22 protein-coding genes are annotated in these 14,774 nt (G+C 68.8%); 12 read left to right on the forward strand and 10 right to left on the reverse strand.

Annotation, left to right across the window (positions count from 1 at the left end; genetic code table 11):
• Window positions 1-22: 22 nt before the first annotated feature.
• Window positions 23-520 (reverse strand): hypothetical protein, encoded by a 498-nt coding sequence (locus E0H50_RS14775; RefSeq protein WP_131288387.1) that lies wholly within the window; start codon window positions 518-520, stop codon window positions 23-25.
• Window positions 521-601: 81 nt separating this feature from the next.
• Here E0H50_RS14775 and E0H50_RS14780 point away from each other — a divergent pair, with 81 nt between their 5' ends.
• The 3 genes from E0H50_RS14780 to smpB are packed head-to-tail and all read left to right on the forward strand — an operon-like array spanning window position 602 to window position 2,291.
• Entirely contained in the window at window positions 602-1,120 is a 519-nt protein-coding gene (locus tag E0H50_RS14780) for a hypothetical protein (RefSeq protein ID WP_131288390.1), read from the forward strand.
• Window positions 1,113-1,787, forward strand: a complete 675-nt coding sequence (locus E0H50_RS14785; RefSeq protein ID WP_131288393.1) for a hypothetical protein — start codon at window positions 1,113-1,115, stop codon at window positions 1,785-1,787. Before E0H50_RS14780 ends, E0H50_RS14785 begins: the two co-directional genes overlap by 8 nt.
• Before the next feature lie 24 nt (window positions 1,788-1,811).
• Window positions 1,812-2,291 carry an SsrA-binding protein SmpB gene (gene smpB / locus E0H50_RS14790; RefSeq protein ID WP_131288396.1) on the forward strand — a complete coding sequence of 160 codons (480 nt, stop codon included), beginning with the start codon at window positions 1,812-1,814 and terminating at the stop codon, window positions 2,289-2,291.
• On the opposite strand, the gene E0H50_RS14795 is transcribed toward smpB, so the two are convergent.
• Entirely contained in the window at window positions 2,288-2,833 is a 546-nt protein-coding gene (locus E0H50_RS14795) for a P-loop nucleotide/nucleoside kinase family protein (protein ID WP_131288399.1), read from the reverse strand. The genes smpB and E0H50_RS14795 overlap by 4 nt on opposite strands.
• A gap of 11 nt (window positions 2,834-2,844) precedes the next feature.
• Window positions 2,845-3,516 (reverse strand): TetR/AcrR family transcriptional regulator, encoded by a 672-nt coding sequence (locus E0H50_RS14800; protein ID WP_131288402.1) that lies wholly within the window; start codon window positions 3,514-3,516, stop codon window positions 2,845-2,847.
• A gap of 116 nt (window positions 3,517-3,632) precedes the next feature.
• Between E0H50_RS14800 and E0H50_RS14805 the strand changes: the two genes are divergently transcribed.
• The 4 genes from E0H50_RS14805 (at window position 3,633) to E0H50_RS14820 (ending at window position 6,719) form a co-directional block, all read left to right on the forward strand.
• The gene (locus E0H50_RS14805; RefSeq protein ID WP_131288405.1) at window positions 3,633-4,547 is read left to right on the forward strand and encodes an NAD-dependent epimerase/dehydratase family protein; all 915 of its coding nucleotides are present in this window, start codon (window positions 3,633-3,635) and stop codon (window positions 4,545-4,547) included.
• Window positions 4,548-4,626: 79 nt separating this feature from the next.
• Window positions 4,627-5,346 (forward strand): LmeA family phospholipid-binding protein, encoded by a 720-nt coding sequence (locus E0H50_RS14810; RefSeq protein WP_131288407.1) that lies wholly within the window; start codon window positions 4,627-4,629, stop codon window positions 5,344-5,346.
• Between the two features lie 75 nt (window positions 5,347-5,421).
• Window positions 5,422-6,120, forward strand: a complete 699-nt coding sequence (locus E0H50_RS14815) for a PadR family transcriptional regulator (protein ID WP_131288410.1) — start codon at window positions 5,422-5,424, stop codon at window positions 6,118-6,120.
• Complete coding sequence (locus E0H50_RS14820; protein ID WP_131288413.1) at window positions 6,117-6,719, forward strand: DUF1707 SHOCT-like domain-containing protein; 603 nt, start codon at window positions 6,117-6,119, stop codon at window positions 6,717-6,719. Before E0H50_RS14815 ends, E0H50_RS14820 begins: the two co-directional genes overlap by 4 nt.
• A gap of 21 nt (window positions 6,720-6,740) precedes the next feature.
• On the opposite strand, the gene E0H50_RS14825 is transcribed toward E0H50_RS14820, so the two are convergent.
• A complete protein-coding gene (locus E0H50_RS14825; RefSeq protein WP_202868138.1) occupies window positions 6,741-7,124 on the reverse strand; it encodes a VOC family protein in 384 nt (127 codons plus the stop codon).
• 55 nt (window positions 7,125-7,179) lie between these two features.
• On the opposite strand from E0H50_RS14825, the gene E0H50_RS14830 reads away from it, so the two are divergent.
• The 3 genes from E0H50_RS14830 (at window position 7,180) to E0H50_RS14840 (ending at window position 9,076) form a co-directional block, all read left to right on the forward strand.
• Window positions 7,180-7,764: a helix-turn-helix domain-containing protein gene (locus E0H50_RS14830; RefSeq protein WP_165547140.1), complete on the forward strand. Its 585-nt coding sequence runs from the start codon at window positions 7,180-7,182 to the stop codon at window positions 7,762-7,764.
• 249 nt (window positions 7,765-8,013) lie between these two features.
• The gene (locus tag E0H50_RS14835; RefSeq protein ID WP_131288419.1) at window positions 8,014-8,244 is read left to right on the forward strand and encodes a hypothetical protein; all 231 of its coding nucleotides are present in this window, start codon (window positions 8,014-8,016) and stop codon (window positions 8,242-8,244) included.
• A gap of 4 nt (window positions 8,245-8,248) precedes the next feature.
• Complete coding sequence (locus tag E0H50_RS14840) at window positions 8,249-9,076, forward strand: PhzF family phenazine biosynthesis protein (protein WP_131288421.1); 828 nt, start codon at window positions 8,249-8,251, stop codon at window positions 9,074-9,076.
• Here the strand turns inward: E0H50_RS14840 and E0H50_RS14845 are convergent.
• Window positions 9,060-10,118 carry a lipoate-protein ligase LplAB gene (locus E0H50_RS14845; protein ID WP_337590375.1) on the reverse strand — a complete coding sequence of 353 codons (1,059 nt, stop codon included), beginning with the start codon at window positions 10,116-10,118 and terminating at the stop codon, window positions 9,060-9,062. The two genes, E0H50_RS14840 and E0H50_RS14845, sit on opposite strands and share 17 nt — an antisense overlap.
• Window positions 10,119-10,164: 46 nt before the next feature.
• On the opposite strand from E0H50_RS14845, the gene E0H50_RS14850 reads away from it, so the two are divergent.
• Window positions 10,165-10,797 (forward strand): hemerythrin domain-containing protein, encoded by a 633-nt coding sequence (locus tag E0H50_RS14850; RefSeq protein ID WP_131288423.1) that lies wholly within the window; start codon window positions 10,165-10,167, stop codon window positions 10,795-10,797.
• Here the strand turns inward: E0H50_RS14850 and E0H50_RS14855 are convergent.
• Window positions 10,771-11,349 (reverse strand): TetR/AcrR family transcriptional regulator, encoded by a 579-nt coding sequence (locus E0H50_RS14855; protein WP_131288425.1) that lies wholly within the window; start codon window positions 11,347-11,349, stop codon window positions 10,771-10,773. The genes E0H50_RS14850 and E0H50_RS14855 overlap by 27 nt on opposite strands.
• Window positions 11,350-11,439: 90 nt before the next feature.
• Between E0H50_RS14855 and E0H50_RS14860 the strand changes: the two genes are divergently transcribed.
• Entirely contained in the window at window positions 11,440-12,675 is a 1,236-nt protein-coding gene (locus E0H50_RS14860; RefSeq protein ID WP_131288426.1) for an MFS transporter, read from the forward strand.
• Window positions 12,676-12,739: 64 nt separating this feature from the next.
• On the opposite strand, the gene E0H50_RS43420 is transcribed toward E0H50_RS14860, so the two are convergent.
• The 4 genes from E0H50_RS43420 to E0H50_RS14875 all read right to left on the reverse strand — a co-directional run bounded on the left by E0H50_RS43420 (window position 12,740) and on the right by E0H50_RS14875 (window position 14,743).
• The gene (locus E0H50_RS43420) at window positions 12,740-13,216 is read right to left on the reverse strand and encodes a peptidase associated/transthyretin-like domain-containing protein (protein ID WP_202868139.1); all 477 of its coding nucleotides are present in this window, start codon (window positions 13,214-13,216) and stop codon (window positions 12,740-12,742) included.
• Between the two features lie 12 nt (window positions 13,217-13,228).
• Window positions 13,229-13,573: a peptidase associated/transthyretin-like domain-containing protein gene (locus tag E0H50_RS43425; protein ID WP_202868140.1), complete on the reverse strand. Its 345-nt coding sequence runs from the start codon at window positions 13,571-13,573 to the stop codon at window positions 13,229-13,231.
• Window positions 13,574-13,660: 87 nt separating this feature from the next.
• Window positions 13,661-14,242: an adenylate kinase gene (locus E0H50_RS14870; protein WP_272948498.1), complete on the reverse strand. Its 582-nt coding sequence runs from the start codon at window positions 14,240-14,242 to the stop codon at window positions 13,661-13,663.
• A 123-nt stretch (window positions 14,243-14,365) separates the two neighbouring features.
• Window positions 14,366-14,743 (reverse strand): YciI family protein, encoded by a 378-nt coding sequence (locus E0H50_RS14875; RefSeq protein WP_131288428.1) that lies wholly within the window; start codon window positions 14,741-14,743, stop codon window positions 14,366-14,368.
• Between the last annotated feature and the right edge of the window lie 31 nt (window positions 14,744-14,774).

Raw genomic sequence — 14,774 nt, forward strand, 5'->3', positions numbered from 1 at the left:
ACCCCGCCCGGTGTGCTGACGCTCAGCGCGAGTCGCGCTTGGCCTGCCTGCGAGCCCCCATCGCCTGGGTCGACGCGTCCTTCTTCAGCCCGCCGGTGGTCTTCTTCGCCCGCGCCCTGGTACCCGCCGCGGGCTTGGCGGGATCCGCCGCACGCGTCGCCGGCGCCGTGGCCTTGGCCGACCGCGCCGCGTCGAGCCGTTCGCCGCGCAACTCCATCGACGCACGCCGCGCGGCGACCGCGACCTCACGGCTCACCTTCGCCAGCACCGACTCGAACAGCTCGGCCTTGTCACGATCGCGCTGGTTCCTCGGGTACGACATCCCCCTGCCGCCGGCCGACGCGACCGCGGCGCCCGCGGCCCGCCGATAGTTCTTCACGTACTTCGTGCGCGCCCGGCGAACCCGCTGGTGCAACTCCAGGAGTTCGTCCTCGTCAAGGCCCTTCAACACGTCCCGCTCGCTCTCGGCCACCAGCAGCCGCTCAGCCTCGGTCAACGAGTTCATCAAACCCTGGTTCATCTCACCCCTCCTCGCCCCGCCTCGCACATTACGTGCCGCTCCAGCAGGCGTCGACCCCAGCGCGGACGTACGCTGGAACGCATGTCTGTGTCGCCAGATTCTGACCTGCCGTCCGTTGCCGCCGTTGCTGCTGACATCGCCGGTGTGATCGGGCGATTCACGCACGGCGAGACCCATGCCTTCGCGTTCGGCGACGGCGGTGTCCCCGAGGCGGTCATCGCGAGCTACGACCAGTACGACGATCTCGGCGGGGATGACACCCTCGGCAAGTACCGGACCGTGGTTGCTCCCGAGGTGCTCGGCCGGCAACTGCCGGAGATGGTCGAGGCGATCCGCCGCGGAACCTTCGGCCCTCCGGTCCTCGTGGGCTCCGACACCGGCCCCGTCCTGGTGGTGATGTCGACCCAGCAGTACCGCACCCTGCGCGGTGACGACGAGCCGCCGCCGGGCGTGATCGACGACCCGACCGTCCGCACCTACGACTCGTCGCCGACACCGGGCAGCGTCCCGTTCAGCGTGGACGAGTGGGCCAAGGACGACCCGTTCACCCAGCAGATGCTCGAAGAGATCCGCCAGGAACGCGGCAGCGGCGATGGCTGAGAACCAGCCAGAGCGGCCGTACCAGGTCCTGCTCGGCGAAGGCGCCGTTCAGGACCTCAACCGGATGCGCGACGCGGCCGCCGCGGAAGCCAAGCAGTACCCAGGAGACAAGTCACCGGCGAACAACGCGAACCGCACGCTCTACAAGGGCGTCCTCCGCGAGTTGCAGGATCTCGAGAGCGGCGCGTCGAAGGGCCACCATGTGCTCGGCGCGCACAAAGGTCTCGGCGACGGCCGGGACATCGTCGTGTCGAAGATCGGCGACGGCACCGGGAAACCCAACCATCGCATGACGTTCCGCGAGATCCCCGGCCGGAACGCCGGCGGGAAGGATGCCCGCGACGTGATCGCGATCGGTCCTCGGCACGCCGGCGACAACAACGCCTACCACCAGACGGCGATGCGCCTCGGACGATCGGCCGACCGGACCCTCCCGGAACTCGACCGGTTCGGTGCGGCGCAGGTCGGTAGTGGTGGCAAGGCCCATCAGCGCAACCCCGTCCTGGACGCGAACCGCGCGATCGCGCACGCCTTCGACGGCCAGAAGCCCCTGTCAGGTTCGCGGCCGCTCAGCGAGACCGCGTTCGGGAGCCGCGCAGGTTCGAGCGGCGGCAAGCACGCCGGCAAGCAGGCTGGACGTCAGACCGACCCACAGCAAGGCAAGTAGTACCTCCAGGGGCAGAATTGGGGTGTGAAGAAGCCTGAGGCTGAGCCTGTTGTCGCGCGGAACCGGAAGGCTGCGCATGACTATCACTTGGGTGAGGCCTGGGAGGCCGGGATCGTGTTGCAGGGGCCTGAGGTCAAGGCGCTGCGGGCCGGGCGGGCTTCGCTGGTGGGTGGGTTCGCGATGGTCGAGGAGCGGGAGATCTGGTTGCACGGCGTGCACATCCCGCAGTACTCGCAGTCTCGCTGGTTCAACGGCGGCTCGCGGCGTAAGCGGAAGTTGCTGCTACATCGGGCGCAGATCGACAAGATCGAGCGCAAGGTGAACGAGGGCGGACTGACGATCGTCCCGGTGAGCCTCTATTTCAAGGACGGTCGCGCGAAGGTCGAGATCGTCCTGGCGCGGGGCAAGAAGACCTGGGACAAGCGGCAGACGCTCGCCGAGCGCGAGGCCACCCGCGAAGTCGAGCGCGCGGTCAGCCGGCGGTTGAAAGGTCGGTCCGACTAGGTCTTCAGATAGAGGTCGACCTCGGACAGTACGTCGGACAGCGGGCGGTGCATGTCCAACTGCAGGTAGCCGTCCGCGGGACGCTCGACACGATCCGCCCACCCGCTGAAGAAGGCCTCGCCGTCCACCAGTTCGTCGCCGAGGTCCACCGGTGGCTGGTTGACGCTGCGGCGGTGTGTTCGCAGACGGGGACGCTGAGACAGACGTTCGTCGAGGAGGGTCAGGTCGTCGATCTGGCACTCGATGTAGCGGTACGCCGCATCGTGTGCGCGAGCGATCTCCATACCCTGGTCACGGATCCGCGGCCAGAAGCAGGGGCTGTCCATCACCACGGGATGACCCTGGCCGAGGATCTGGCGGGCCAGGGCGTACATGACTTCGTACGACGTCTTGCCGCTGGTGGCGAGGTCGACGCCCGCCTCGAGAGCGGCGGTCTTGATCACGTCGTAGTCGACGGCAACGGCACCGTGCGTCGCGACGACGTGAGCGGCGACGGTGGACTTCCCGGAACCGGGAACACCCGACATCTGCAGCAGGAACATCTCTCGACCTTTCAGCGGGGCAGGCCGGCCAGGTCGGCCATCAGGTGCATGTGGTGGTCGAAGTAGGCGGAGCGGGCTTCGATCATCAGGGTGAGGCGGCCGAAAACCTCGAAGTTCAGCGTGCCGTACAAGTGGGTCCACGCGACCAGTACGCGGTCGAGCTGTTCCTCGGGCATGGTGCCGTCGCGGTCCGCTGTCAGCCGCTGCAGATCCTCGTGGACCGCGGTGGGTACGGCCGGGAACGACGGATCGGCGTCGGCGACGATCGCGGCGAGGAGCAGGATCACCTTGGTCGCCGGCTCGACGGTGTCCGGCGGCGCGGCGTACCCCGGAACCGGGCTGCCGTAGATCAGTCCGTACTCCGCCGGATGCGCGAGGGCCCACTCGCGAACGCCTCGGCAGACGGCGATCCAGCGCCCGCGGAGGTCGTCGCGCGGTACGGCGGACTCGGCGGCGCCCGCGGCCGCGGCGAGGTCGTCGTACGCGTCGATGATCAACGCGGTGAGGAGCGCGTCGCGGCTCGGGAAGTACCGGTACAGCGCCGAGGCGACGATGTCGAGGTCCCGGGCGACCGCGCGCAGGGACAGGTTGGCGCCGTCCGCGGCGAGGTGCCGGCGCGCGACGGCCTTGATCTCCTGACTCATCTCCGAGCGCACGCGGGCGCGGAGCGACGGTGCCGACATGCCGTCCAGTCTCGCACATCCGAGAACATTGATGCGTAGCGAGAACACCGTTCTTGACATCCGCGTCGCGGTACAGTGAACTGAAGAGAGAACACTGTTCTCACCTGAGGAGTGCCATGTCCCTGCAGATCGTCGTCGGCGCCGGACCGGTCGGTTCGGCCACGGCGCGCCTGCTCGCCGAGCGGGGCGATCAGGTCCGCGTCATCACCCGCTCCGGTAGCGGACCGGACGGGGTCGAGCGAGTCGCCGCCGACGCGAGCAATCCCGACGTACTTGCGCGGTACGCCGAGGGCGCCACCACGATCTACTCGTGCGCAGGCCCGCCGTACCACCGTTGGTCGACGGACTGGCCGCCGCTGGGCGCCGCGCTGATCAAGGCAGCCGAGAGCAGCGGGGCCTTGCTGGTGACCACAGGCAATCTCTACGGGTACGGCGCCGTGGCCGGGCCGATGACCGAGGAGGCCCCACTCCGTCCGAACTCGATCAAGGGGCACGTGCGGGCGAAGCTGTGGACCGACGCACTCGAGGCGCATCGGGCCGGGCGGATCCGGACCGCGGAGGTGCGGGGTTCGGACTACCTCGGCGCCGGCGCGGTCACGTCGTTCAGCGTGGCGGTGCTGCCGAAGGTGATCGCCGGCAAGCGGGCGTCCGCGCCGGCCGATCTGGACGCGCCGCACAGCTGGACGTACGTCGGTGACGTCGCGCGCACGTTGCTCGCCGTCGCCGACGACGAGACCGCCTGGGGCCGCGCGTGGCACGTGCCGAGCGCGGAGCCGGTGCCGGTGCGGGCACTCGCCGCACGCGCGGCCGAGCTGGCCGGCGCACCGCCCGCGCGGATCGGTGCGATGCCGGTGATCGCGTTGCGGCTGGCCGGTCTCTTCAACCCGACGGCGCGCGAGCTGGTCGAGACGCAGTACCAGTGGCGGCGCCCGTTCGTCCTCGACTCGACCGCCGCGACTGTTGCCTTCGGCATCAAACCGACACCGGTCGACGACGCACTGTCCGAGTCGATCGAGGCACTCCGGACCTAACGACCCGAACCGGACGACGCCCAGCGGAGTCTCACCACCGAGGTCCTAGGCTGTGGGCGTCGACCAGAGAAGGGCAGTTATGAGTTCCAGGAGACCGCGCCGGTGGTTGCGTCGCCTCGTCGTCACGCTGCTGGTGCTGGCGGTGCTGGCGATCGTCGTGGATCGCGCGGCCGCGTACGTGGCCGAGAACCAGCTCGCGTCGATGGCCGAGAAGGAGGCCAAGCAGTACGACGTACGCTCGGCCGGCACCTCGGTGAAGATCGGCGGGTTCGGGTTCCTGCCGCAGCTCGTCAACGAGGACTTCTCGAAGGTCACGCTGACGATGGAGAAGCCAACGTTCTCCGGCGTACCGGGCGAGGATCTGAAGGTCGAGCTGCAGAACGTGCACGTGCCGCGATCGCTGCTGACCCAGCAGTCCGGCGCGGTGACCGTCGACGCGACCGATCTGCGGCTGCAGTTGTCGCCACGTGAACTGGCTCGGCTGGCGGTGCGCAGTACCGGACTCGAGGGTTTGTCGATGTCGGTCGTCGACGGGCAACTGCAGGTGAAGGCGACGGTGCGCGGCATCAGCATCGACGTACCGATCACGCCGCAGGTCACGGACGGCCGGGTCGCGCTGACGCTCGGGCAGATGTCCGACTCGATCCCGTCACCCGTGCAGAGCGCGATCCGCAGCCAGCTTGCCACCGGTATCACGCTCCCGGAGCTGCCGTTCGGCGCCCAGCTCACCGGGATCAGCGTGGTGGACAACTCCGTCGTCCTGACCGCCGTCGTGAAGGACCTGAAGTTCAACGCGTGAGTCCCTTGGGTTGCGATGGTTCGCGATATATCGTCGAGCTATCGCAAACACTTTCGTGAGGGACGGGTGGTCCAGATGACCGGATCGGCGTACGCCGCGGGCTGGCCTTGGGCGCAGTTCGCGCGGCACTGTTCAACCTTCGACGACATCAAGGACGAGTTGCGGGCGGCGATGAGCGGTCGCCGCGGGCACCAGGGACACAGTCACCAGCAGCACTTCGGGCCGCCGTGGGCGATGTTCGGCGGCGGGCAGATGTTCGGTCCGCCGTGGGGACCGCCGCCGCGCTGGCGGGGGCCGAAGGCGCGGCGCGGCGACGTCCGGGCGGCGATTCTGGCCGTCCTCGCCGAGCAGCCGATGAACGGGTACGGCATCATCCAGGAGATCGCCGAGCGCAGCGGCGGGGCGTGGAAGCCTTCGCCTGGGTCGATCTACCCGACGCTGCAGCAGCTCGAGGACGAGGGTCTGGTGACAGCAGACGCGGAGGTCGGGCGGCGGACGTTCCGGCTGACCGACGAGGGGCGTGCGTACGTCGCCGAGCACCAGGACGAGGTGTCCGCGCCGTGGGCCGCGATGTCCGCGCCGGCCGGCAGTGAGGACGAGAACGGGTTCAAGCCGCTGTTCGGGCAGGTCGCGACGGCGATGTGGCAGATCCTCGCGAGCGGTACACCGGAGCAGCAGGCGAGGGCGCGGGACGCGGTCGCCGATCTGCGCCGCAAGCTGTACGGCATCCTCGCCGAGGAAGACGACGGCACGGACCAGCAGGACCGGTCATGACCTCCGCCGACCGGGACCGTCGCCGCCGGCACCAGCGCAACTGGGGCGGCGACTGGCACAGCCGCGGCTGGGGCGGCGAACTACGCGCCACCGCCTGGAACAACAACCCCTGGGACGCCCCACAGAACACCGGACGGGACATCGGTCGGTGGGACGGACGGGATACCGGACGTGACAGCGGGCGGGACAGCGGACGGGGCGACGTACGGGGCGACGTGCCTCGGAAGCGGATTCGGATTGGGGATGCTGAGCGGGATCGGGCCGTTGCGGTGCTGAGTGAGCACTTCGTGGCGGGGCGGTTGACGCAGGCCGAGTTCGAGGAGCGGAGCGAGGTGGTGACGCGGGCGCGGTACGCGGATGATCTCGAGCCGCTGTTCGACGACCTGCCGACCTCGACGGAACTGCAAGCCGTACCCGGCCGGGCCGACCTCCGTCGCCGCCCCGGCCCGCCACCGCCGTTCATGATGCTCGCGCCGTTCCTGATGGTCGGTCTGGTGATCACCTCAGTCGCACTCACGGCACCCTGGCTGCTCTGGGGCATGTTCTGGATCGTCCTGATCAGCGGCATGTCCCGCCGCCACTGGCACCACCACCGCTGACCTACCAACCGATCAACCGACCTACCGCCGCTCCCGAGCCCGCGGAATCTCCTCCGCGAACTCGACGACGAACCCGTCCGGGTCGGCGACATGGACCGTCCGGTGTCCCCACGGACGGTCCGCCGGCCCGTTCAGCACCGGTACGCCGGCCGCCCGCAATCGCTCGGCGTACGCATCCACGTCCGCCACCATCACCACCACTTCCCCACCCGCACCCGGCGTCACCGCCCGCCCGGTCAACCACTCCGCCCGCCGCCGCTCGTACAACGCGAACCGCACCCCACCAGCGTCGAACTCCGCATACCCCGCATCCGTGAACTTGTACGCCAGCCCCACCACATCCCGGTAGAACCCCACCGACCGCCCCAGATCCCCGACGTACAAAATCACGTACCCGATCTCCATGGGCGGGACGCTACGCCATTGCCACCACTCCACTGTTGCATATATGCTACAACCTGTGAACGCAGGCGATCTGGTGAGACGAGCGCGGGAGGACGCGGGGCTGTCGCGCAGTGCGCTCGCGGCCAGAGCGGGGGTTCCCACGTCGACGGTGTCACGCATCGAGGCAGGCTCGAGCGACCCGACACTCACGATGCTTTCGCGATTGGTCGCGGCCGCAGGTCGTCAGCTGTCGGTCACCATCGACAGCTCGGCACTCGCGCATCAGCTGTCGATCGACAGTCTCACTGCGGCGTTCTCGCCTGAAAGCGCCGTCCGCAAGGTCAACTGGGCCCGGCTGCGAGGATTCCTTGACAACCTCCTCGCCCATCCTCAGCTCACTGCCGCCGCCATCGAGTCGCCCCCGCGACGGACCGGCGACGCTGCCTTCGACGCGCTGCTGGCAGGCATCGCCGAGAAGCTCGCGGACGACGCCGGGATCCCGCGACCTCGATGGACCAGATCAGTGCCCCCGTCACCCACACCTTGGGAGGCTCCTGGCACACCGGCGCGCGTCCAGCGAGCCCGCGCGCAGGCACCTGCCCAACTGGCGGCCCGTAACATCTGGCTGGCCGAGCACGACCTCTGGCGCGACGCCGCGTGAGTCATCCTGATCCCCCGCTGGGCCCCACTGTCCTCGGCAAGACCGAAATCCTCAGCTACCTCAGCGAGGTCGCTGATGAACTGGCCGTCGTACGGGAGGTCGGCGAGCGGCACGGTCTGCGGGCAAGCTGGCTCAACGACGGCGTACCCATTCGAAGAGCTAGACCCGTACCTCGTTGACTACGTGCAGCAGATCGCGGACCAATCCACACAGCAATAACTGTCGGCGGCGGGCCATATGTTGCGTTCCGTGTATGACGGTGTGTTGATTCTCGAGAGTTTGAAGGTCGGGACCGTGCTGAGCGGGATCCCGTTGGCCGTGACGAAGGTCAGTCGGGTGGCAGTGGAGGGTACGTCGGCCGACCAGCCGCCCGTGTGGTCGTTGGTGGAGTTCGCGGTGGAGCGTGGGGAGGCGAAGGAGTTCGGGCGCGGTGGTGGCGATCCCGGAGGCGCAACTGGACTGGACACGGTGATTGGATGAGCAGATGGTGACCGTTCTTCGCTACGCGGCCTTCACGTCCGATCCTGCCGGGGGTAATCCGGCCGGTGTGGTGCTCGATGCCGGCGGGCTCGACGACGACGCGATGCAGGCGATCGCAACCGAGGTCGGGTACTCCGAGACCGCGTTCACCGACGGGCCGGACGCGAGCGGCGTGCGCCCGGTGCGGTACTTCTCGCCCAAGGCCGAGGTCCCGTTCTGCGGTCATGCCACCGTCGCGACCGCCGTCGCGCTGGCGGAGCGGAACGGCCCGGGAGAGATCGTCTTCGACACGCGAGCAGGCCGGGTCCCGGTCACGGTCGACGACACCCTGCGCGCAACACTGACCAGCGTCGAGCCATCCGTCGAGGACGCCGGCGACCTGACCGACGTACTCGACATCCTCAACTGGTCACCCGCCGACCTCAACCCGGCCTTACCGGCAAGGATCGCGTACGCCGGGGCGCGGCATCTCGTCCTGAGTACGGCGACCCGGCGACGACTCGCCGCGCTCGACTACGACTTCGACCGCCTGCTCGCGTACATGCTCGAGCGCGACCTCACCACGCTCCAACTCGTCTGGCGGGAATCACCGACCGTCTTCCACGTGCGCGACCCGTTCCCCGTCGGCGGCGTCGTCGAGGACCCGGCGACCGGCGCGGCAGCAGCCGCCTTCGGCGCGTACCTGCGTGAACTCGGCGAAGGGCAACCCACGATCACCCTGCATCAGGGCGACGACCTCGGACGGCCCAGCCTCATCACGGTCGAGCTCCGTCCGGACGACAACCGCGTGCGGGTCAGCGGCAACGCCGTACCGATCACGGCACCCGCGTAAGCCACTCCTCGGTGCCGAACTTCGCCGCGACCCGCTCCTCGGCCAGTGCGACGGTGTCATCGGAGATCATGCCGTCCAACAGGCCGTACCGGTTCCGGAACGTCCCCACCATCCGCGAGATCACGTCCGCGCGGTCGAGCCCGGTCTGGCTGCGCAACGGGTCGACGCGCTTGTTCGCACTCGTCGTGCCCTTGTCGGACAGCTTCTCCCGGCCGATCCGGAGGACCTCGACCATCTTCGAAGCGTCCATGTCGTAGGCCATCGTCACGTGATGCAGCACGGCGCCGCCGGCCGGCCGCTTCTGCGCGGCGCCTGCGATCTTGCCGGCCGGTGAGGTGATGTCGTTGATCGGCTGGTACGTCGCCGCGACGCCGAGATCGTTGAGCGCGCCAATGACCCAGTCGTCGAGGAACGCGTACGACTCGGTGAACGAGAGGCCGGAGACGAGCGATTCCGGGACGTACAGCGAGTACGTGATCGTGTTGCCCGGCTCGACGAACATCGCGCCGCCGCCGCTGATCCGCCGTACGACGGTGACGTCGTGACGGGCCGCGCCGTCCAGGTCGACCTCGTTCCGCAGCGACTGGAAGCTGCCGATGATGACCGCGTTGGACGCCCACTCCCAGACCCGCAGCGTCGGCGGGCGCTCCCCCGCTCCGACCTGCTCGGTCAGCACCTCGTCGAGCGCCATCTGCAGCGCCGGCTCCCGCGGTACGTCGTGCACGAACTCCCACTCGTGGTCACGCCAACCGGTCGCGCCGGTCACCGCCCGCCGTACGGCGACAGCCACCGCCTCGGGCGAGAACCCGAGCATCTCGACACCGTCGCCAAGCGCACCGCGCACCCGCGCAGCAACCTGAGCCGCGGACGTGTCGACCTGCAGACCGGCCAGAGCCCCGTTGATCCGCTCCAGCGCATCATCCGGTTCGAGAAAGAAGTCACCCGAGATCTGCGCGTTCCGGACATGCTCATCGACCACATCGAGATCAGCAACAACGAGCTTCCCACCCGGAACTTTGTACTCACCATGCATATTCACCATCAACTTGCTCTGGTCAACAGTTGTTCCCGGACGCATACTCCCGGCCATGGCGGAGATGAGTATGAACAAGGCGATCCATGCCGCCGTTCGGCGGGATCTGGATCGGTTTCTCGACGCACTGCAACGGTTCCCGGACGGGGATCGCGCGCGGGCCGCGCAACTGGCGGCGGCCTGGCAGAACTTCGACGGACAGCTGACGCACCACCACGAAGGTGAGCACGAGATCGCGTGGCCGGCGCTGCAGAAGCTCGGGGTGAGCCAGGAGCTGCTGGCGCAACTGGACGCCGAGCACGACACGATGGCGGCCGCACTGGCCGCGTCGCGAACGGCGATGGGCGTGTTGCAGCGCACCGCGAGCGCGGAGGACGCGGCGGCCGCACGCACCGCGATCCAGGAACTGCGACGGGTCACCGTCGAGCACCTCGAGCACGAGGAAGCCGAGATCGAGCCCGTCTACCTGGCGAACGAGGGCTCGCCGGAGCTGAAGGCGATGGGCCGCGAGTTCGCCAAGGTCGGTCCGGCCCAGGGCGGAGCGTTCTTCGCCTGGGCGCTCGACGGCGCCACACCCGCCGAGTCCGCCGCGATCACCGGCACGATCCCGAAGCCGGTCCTCGCCGTGATCGCCGGCGTGTTCGGCCGCTCCTACCGCAAGTCAATCGCGCCGACCTGGCGGACCTGACGGGTGCTCGACCGGTAGCCGGGCGGGCAGCCCGCGCAGCAGCGTGTCCAGGTAGAGGTCGAAGCGCGGCTGCGTCGGCCCGAAGTCGTGGGCGCCCTGCTGGGCGCCCAGCCAGGTGATGACGCCGATCGAGAAGATGTGCCAGCTCTGCACGGCGAGCTCGCCGTCGGCGCCGGCGAGTTCGAACGCGAGCGTCGCCCGATCCCTGAGGAGCCCGTACGACACCGGGTTATGGCGGTGCGGGGCTGCCACCCGCGCCGCGTACCCCGGAACCGACAGGAACTCGTCGTGCATCGACCAAGCGAGCTCCGCCAGCCAGTCGCGCCAGCTGTCCGGCGTCGGCTCCTTCTCGGGCAGGATCCGCCCGACCATCACCTCGCTGACCAGGTCGAACAGCTCGTCGCGGTCGCGGACCCAGCGGTACAGCGCCGAATGTGAGACCTCGAGTCGCGTCGCCAGCTCTCGCATGGTGAGCGTGTCCAGTCCGGTCTCGAGAGCGGCCTCGACGATCCGCTCCCGGTTCAGCCGCGCGGGCCGTCCCACCTTCGCCATGCGCGGCAGCCTAACTCGGCCTCATTAGTGACCACTGGTCACTAATAGTGTTAGGGTCACCTAAGTTCCCCTGATGCGAAGGAGCGGTGGATGTGGATCCTGGCCGGCCTGATCACGGTGACGCTGGGACTCTGGCGCCGCCGGAAAGGACAATCGATGACCGCGTACCGACCACTCGTGGCCCCGGTGCTCGTCACCGCGGCGCTCGCCGTCGCGATCGCGCAGACGATCGTGGTGGCGGCGTTGCCGGTGTTCCAGGACGAGTTACGGGTGTCCGGCGCCGCGGTCACCTGGTTGCTGACCGGCTTCATGGTGGTTTCCGCGGTCGCGACACCGCTCGCCGGCCGGCTCGGTGACCGGATCGGCTACCGCCCCGTCCTGATCGCCTGCCTGCTGGCCTTCCTGGTCGGCGCCGTCCTGGCAGCGGTTGCCAACAGCAACAGCTGGTACGCCGGGGTGCTCGCGGGACGCAGCCTGCAAGGCGTCGCGGGTGGCGTGTTCCCGCTGCTGTTCGGCCTCGCACGCGCCATCGCCGGCCCCGAACAGCGTCGTCACCTGGTCGCGTTGCTCAGCTCGATGTTCGGCGTCGGCGGCGCGCTCGGCATGGTCCTGGCCGGCCCGATCACCGACTGGCTCGGCACGTCCGCGCTCTTCTGGTGCACGGCATTGCTCGGCGTCGCAGCATTGCTCGGAGCAACCGCTCTCCCCCGCACCGCGCCCGTCCCCACGACCGGACCCGGTCTGCTCACGGTGCTCCGCGGGCGTGCGCTTGCCACCACCAATCTCACGACGGTCATCGTCTCGGTCGCGATGTTCGCCGCCGTGACTCTGCTTCCCCAGTTCATGCAGACCAGGCTCGGCGCCTCGCCGACAACGACCGGCACGGCGATGATCCCGATGGCTGCCCTGATGCTGATCGGCGGCCCGCTCGCCTCCCGGTTCGCCGCGCGGAGAGCACTCCAGACCGGTGCGGTACTGGCTGCGGCCGCGTTCACGTTTCTCGCGGCGGCGCACCAGCATCTCTGGCAAACATACGTTTTCGCCGCGATCCTTGGCGCCGCCTACGGTCTCGCCTTCGCATCACTCGGCAACCTCGCGGTCGACGCCGTACCGCCGGACCAGACCGGCGCCGCAACCGGTATCAACACCATCCTGCGTACCCTCGGCGGCGCGCTGGGCACCCAACTCAGCGCCCTCGCCCTGACCGGTGGCTACGTCGTCGCCTTCCTGACGTTCGCGGTTGTCGCACTCGCGGCGGCGGCCGCGGCGGGCGGGATTGTGGTGGGGCGGACGTCAGACACTCATCAAATGGCACCGCCCGCGTGAGTTCACGCTCACGCGGGCGGTGCATCGGCCGTTGATGGAGGTTAGTGAGTGGTGGGGGTCCGCATCACGCCGACGGACTGGCCGTGGGCGGAGTGCCCGTCGGCGGGGTGCCACCCGGGCCGCCCGGCATCTGGAACGAGTCGTCGGCGCCCACCGCGGTGTCGGACAGGTCGAGCGCGATCGCGAACGCCGCCTCGTACCCGTCGCGGGTGCGCTTCGGGGTGAGCAGCATCTGGTCGCCGATGTCCGCGTAGTGCATGTCTGTGTCGTTGGTGGTGTCCGGGGTGCCCTTCGCGGCGTACGGCGCCTGGGCGAGGTAGGCGGCCTTGAACTGCTCGGTGAAGTAGAGCTGCGACGTGAACTCGTACGCGTTCCCGTCCGTGCCCGTGGTGCGGATCTTCACATGCGTGTGAACGGTCCGGCCCTGGTACCAGCCCGGCAGGATCGTGGTGAACTTGACGATCCCACCACGGTTCGACACCTGGTACCCGCGCAGGTAGTTCTTGCCGGTCGTCCCTTCGGCCGCGATGTCGGAGTACACGCCGGCCGCGTCTCAGTGCCAGATGTCGACAGTTGCCCCAGGCAAGGGCTTGCACTGGGACCCGGACAACTGCAGGACATGCAGGACCAGATGAAATTTCGCACCGGCCACCACCGAACCGTCCGACGTGTCCACCCGCAGGTCCGAGCGATTGAGCCCCTCGTCCACGAAGTACGGTCCTTCGGTCATCTCCGGCTTCGCGACACAACTCGGCGTAGTCGTCGTCTCGGTCGTCGCGTCGGCGTTGGCCGCCACCGCCGTACCTACCGCCGTGAATGTCACCCCGGCGGCGCCGAACACCGCCAGCGCGCGGCGCCGGCTCAGAACCCGGCCGACCGGCTTGTCGTCGTCTTCCACTGCGATCTCCTTCGCTCGTAACGAAGGCTCGACCGTAGAAATCCCCGCTGGGAAACCCGTTGGGCTTTGCTGGCAGTAGGCAGTGAACTACGCGGCGGGTTTGAGTTGTACGGCGACCTGCCAGACGCGGGCGCGGACCGTGTCGATGTCGGCGGAGGCGTCGGCCTCGTGGTGGATGCCGCGGCCGGAGTAGAAGTCGATCAGCGGCGCGGTCTGCTCGTGGTAGACCTCGAAGCGCCGGCGGATGACGTCCTCGGTGTCGTCCGAGCGGTGTTCGATCTCGGCCCGCCGGAGCAGCCGGTCGACGAGGGCGTCGGCCTCGACCTGCAGGACCAGGGCCGCGTCCAGCGAACGGCCTTGCGCGCCGAGGATCTCGTCCAGGACGGCGGCCTGGTCGAGGGTCCGCGGGTACCCGTCCAGGACGAATCCCGGACGGGCGTCGGCCTCCGCGAGCCGGTCGCGGACCATCGCGTTGGTGACCTCGTCGGGCACGTACTCGCCCGCGTCCAGGTAGCCCTGCGCCGTCTTGCCGAGCTCGGTACCGTCCGCGATGTTGCGGCGGAACAGGTCACCGGTGGAGATCACGGGCACACCGAGATGCGCTGCCAGGTGGCCCGCGTGCGTACCCTTACCGGCCCCAGGAGGGCCCATCAGCAAGACAGTGGTCACGGCACACTCCTGACTCTCGGTAAGGACCAAAGAATAGGAGAACCTCCGCCTCCGCGGTACGGCGTACGTCACTCCGGATCGCCGGTTGGGTCACACCCCGCTCGTTACTGTCCGGAATCGCCCTCAGAACTCCATTTCCGGGCGGAGCTCGATGACATCACCGGGCCCGGCGAACTTGGCGGCGAGCTCCTCGGCGCGGTCGCGGGTGGCACAGTCCAGCACGAAGAACCCGGCGAGCTGCTCCTTGGACTCGGCGTACGGCCCGTCGGTGCTGACCGGGCGCTTGCCCTCCCAGCGGTAGGTCCGCGCGGTTGATGGTGCGTCCAACGCCAGGCCGGTGACCAGTTCGCCGGACGCGGACAGCTCGGCGAGCAGCTCGTCGAACTCCTTGCCCATCGCCGCCCGCTCGTCCGCCGGGATCGCGCGGCCGACCTCGGTGAAGTCGATCGTCGGGTGACCCCACGGCTGCATGTTCGAGTGGATCAGGACCACGTACTTCATCAGAGAACCTCCTGTGTCGTGCCGGTACGCC

This window comes from Kribbella sindirgiensis (assembly GCF_004331435.1).
Lineage (GTDB): Bacteria > Actinomycetota > Actinomycetes > Propionibacteriales > Kribbellaceae > Kribbella > Kribbella sindirgiensis.

Coding starts and splice junctions, on each gene's coding strand:
- E0H50_RS14775 (WP_131288387.1), bottom strand. CDS start 520: ATGAACCAGGGTTTGATGAACTCGTTGACCGAGGCTGAGCGGCTGCTG.
- E0H50_RS14780 (WP_131288390.1), top strand. CDS start 602: ATGTCTGTGTCGCCAGATTCTGACCTGCCGTCCGTTGCCGCCGTTGCT.
- E0H50_RS14785 (WP_131288393.1), top strand. CDS start 1,113: ATGGCTGAGAACCAGCCAGAGCGGCCGTACCAGGTCCTGCTCGGCGAA.
- E0H50_RS14795 (WP_131288399.1), bottom strand. CDS start 2,833: ATGTTCCTGCTGCAGATGTCGGGTGTTCCCGGTTCCGGGAAGTCCACC.
- E0H50_RS14800 (WP_131288402.1), bottom strand. CDS start 3,516: ATGTCGGCACCGTCGCTCCGCGCCCGCGTGCGCTCGGAGATGAGTCAG.
- E0H50_RS14805 (WP_131288405.1), top strand. CDS start 3,633: ATGTCCCTGCAGATCGTCGTCGGCGCCGGACCGGTCGGTTCGGCCACG.
- E0H50_RS14810 (WP_131288407.1), top strand. CDS start 4,627: ATGAGTTCCAGGAGACCGCGCCGGTGGTTGCGTCGCCTCGTCGTCACG.
- E0H50_RS14815 (WP_131288410.1), top strand. CDS start 5,422: ATGACCGGATCGGCGTACGCCGCGGGCTGGCCTTGGGCGCAGTTCGCG.
- E0H50_RS14820 (WP_131288413.1), top strand. CDS start 6,117: ATGACCTCCGCCGACCGGGACCGTCGCCGCCGGCACCAGCGCAACTGG.
- E0H50_RS14825 (WP_202868138.1), bottom strand. CDS start 7,124: ATGGAGATCGGGTACGTGATTTTGTACGTCGGGGATCTGGGGCGGTCG.
- E0H50_RS14840 (WP_131288421.1), top strand. CDS start 8,249: ATGGTGACCGTTCTTCGCTACGCGGCCTTCACGTCCGATCCTGCCGGG.
- E0H50_RS14845 (WP_337590375.1), bottom strand. CDS start 10,118: ATGGTGAATATGCATGGTGAGTACAAAGTTCCGGGTGGGAAGCTCGTT.
- E0H50_RS14850 (WP_131288423.1), top strand. CDS start 10,165: ATGGCGGAGATGAGTATGAACAAGGCGATCCATGCCGCCGTTCGGCGG.
- E0H50_RS14855 (WP_131288425.1), bottom strand. CDS start 11,349: ATGGCGAAGGTGGGACGGCCCGCGCGGCTGAACCGGGAGCGGATCGTC.
- E0H50_RS14860 (WP_131288426.1), top strand. CDS start 11,440: ATGTGGATCCTGGCCGGCCTGATCACGGTGACGCTGGGACTCTGGCGC.
- E0H50_RS14875 (WP_131288428.1), bottom strand. CDS start 14,743: ATGAAGTACGTGGTCCTGATCCACTCGAACATGCAGCCGTGGGGTCAC.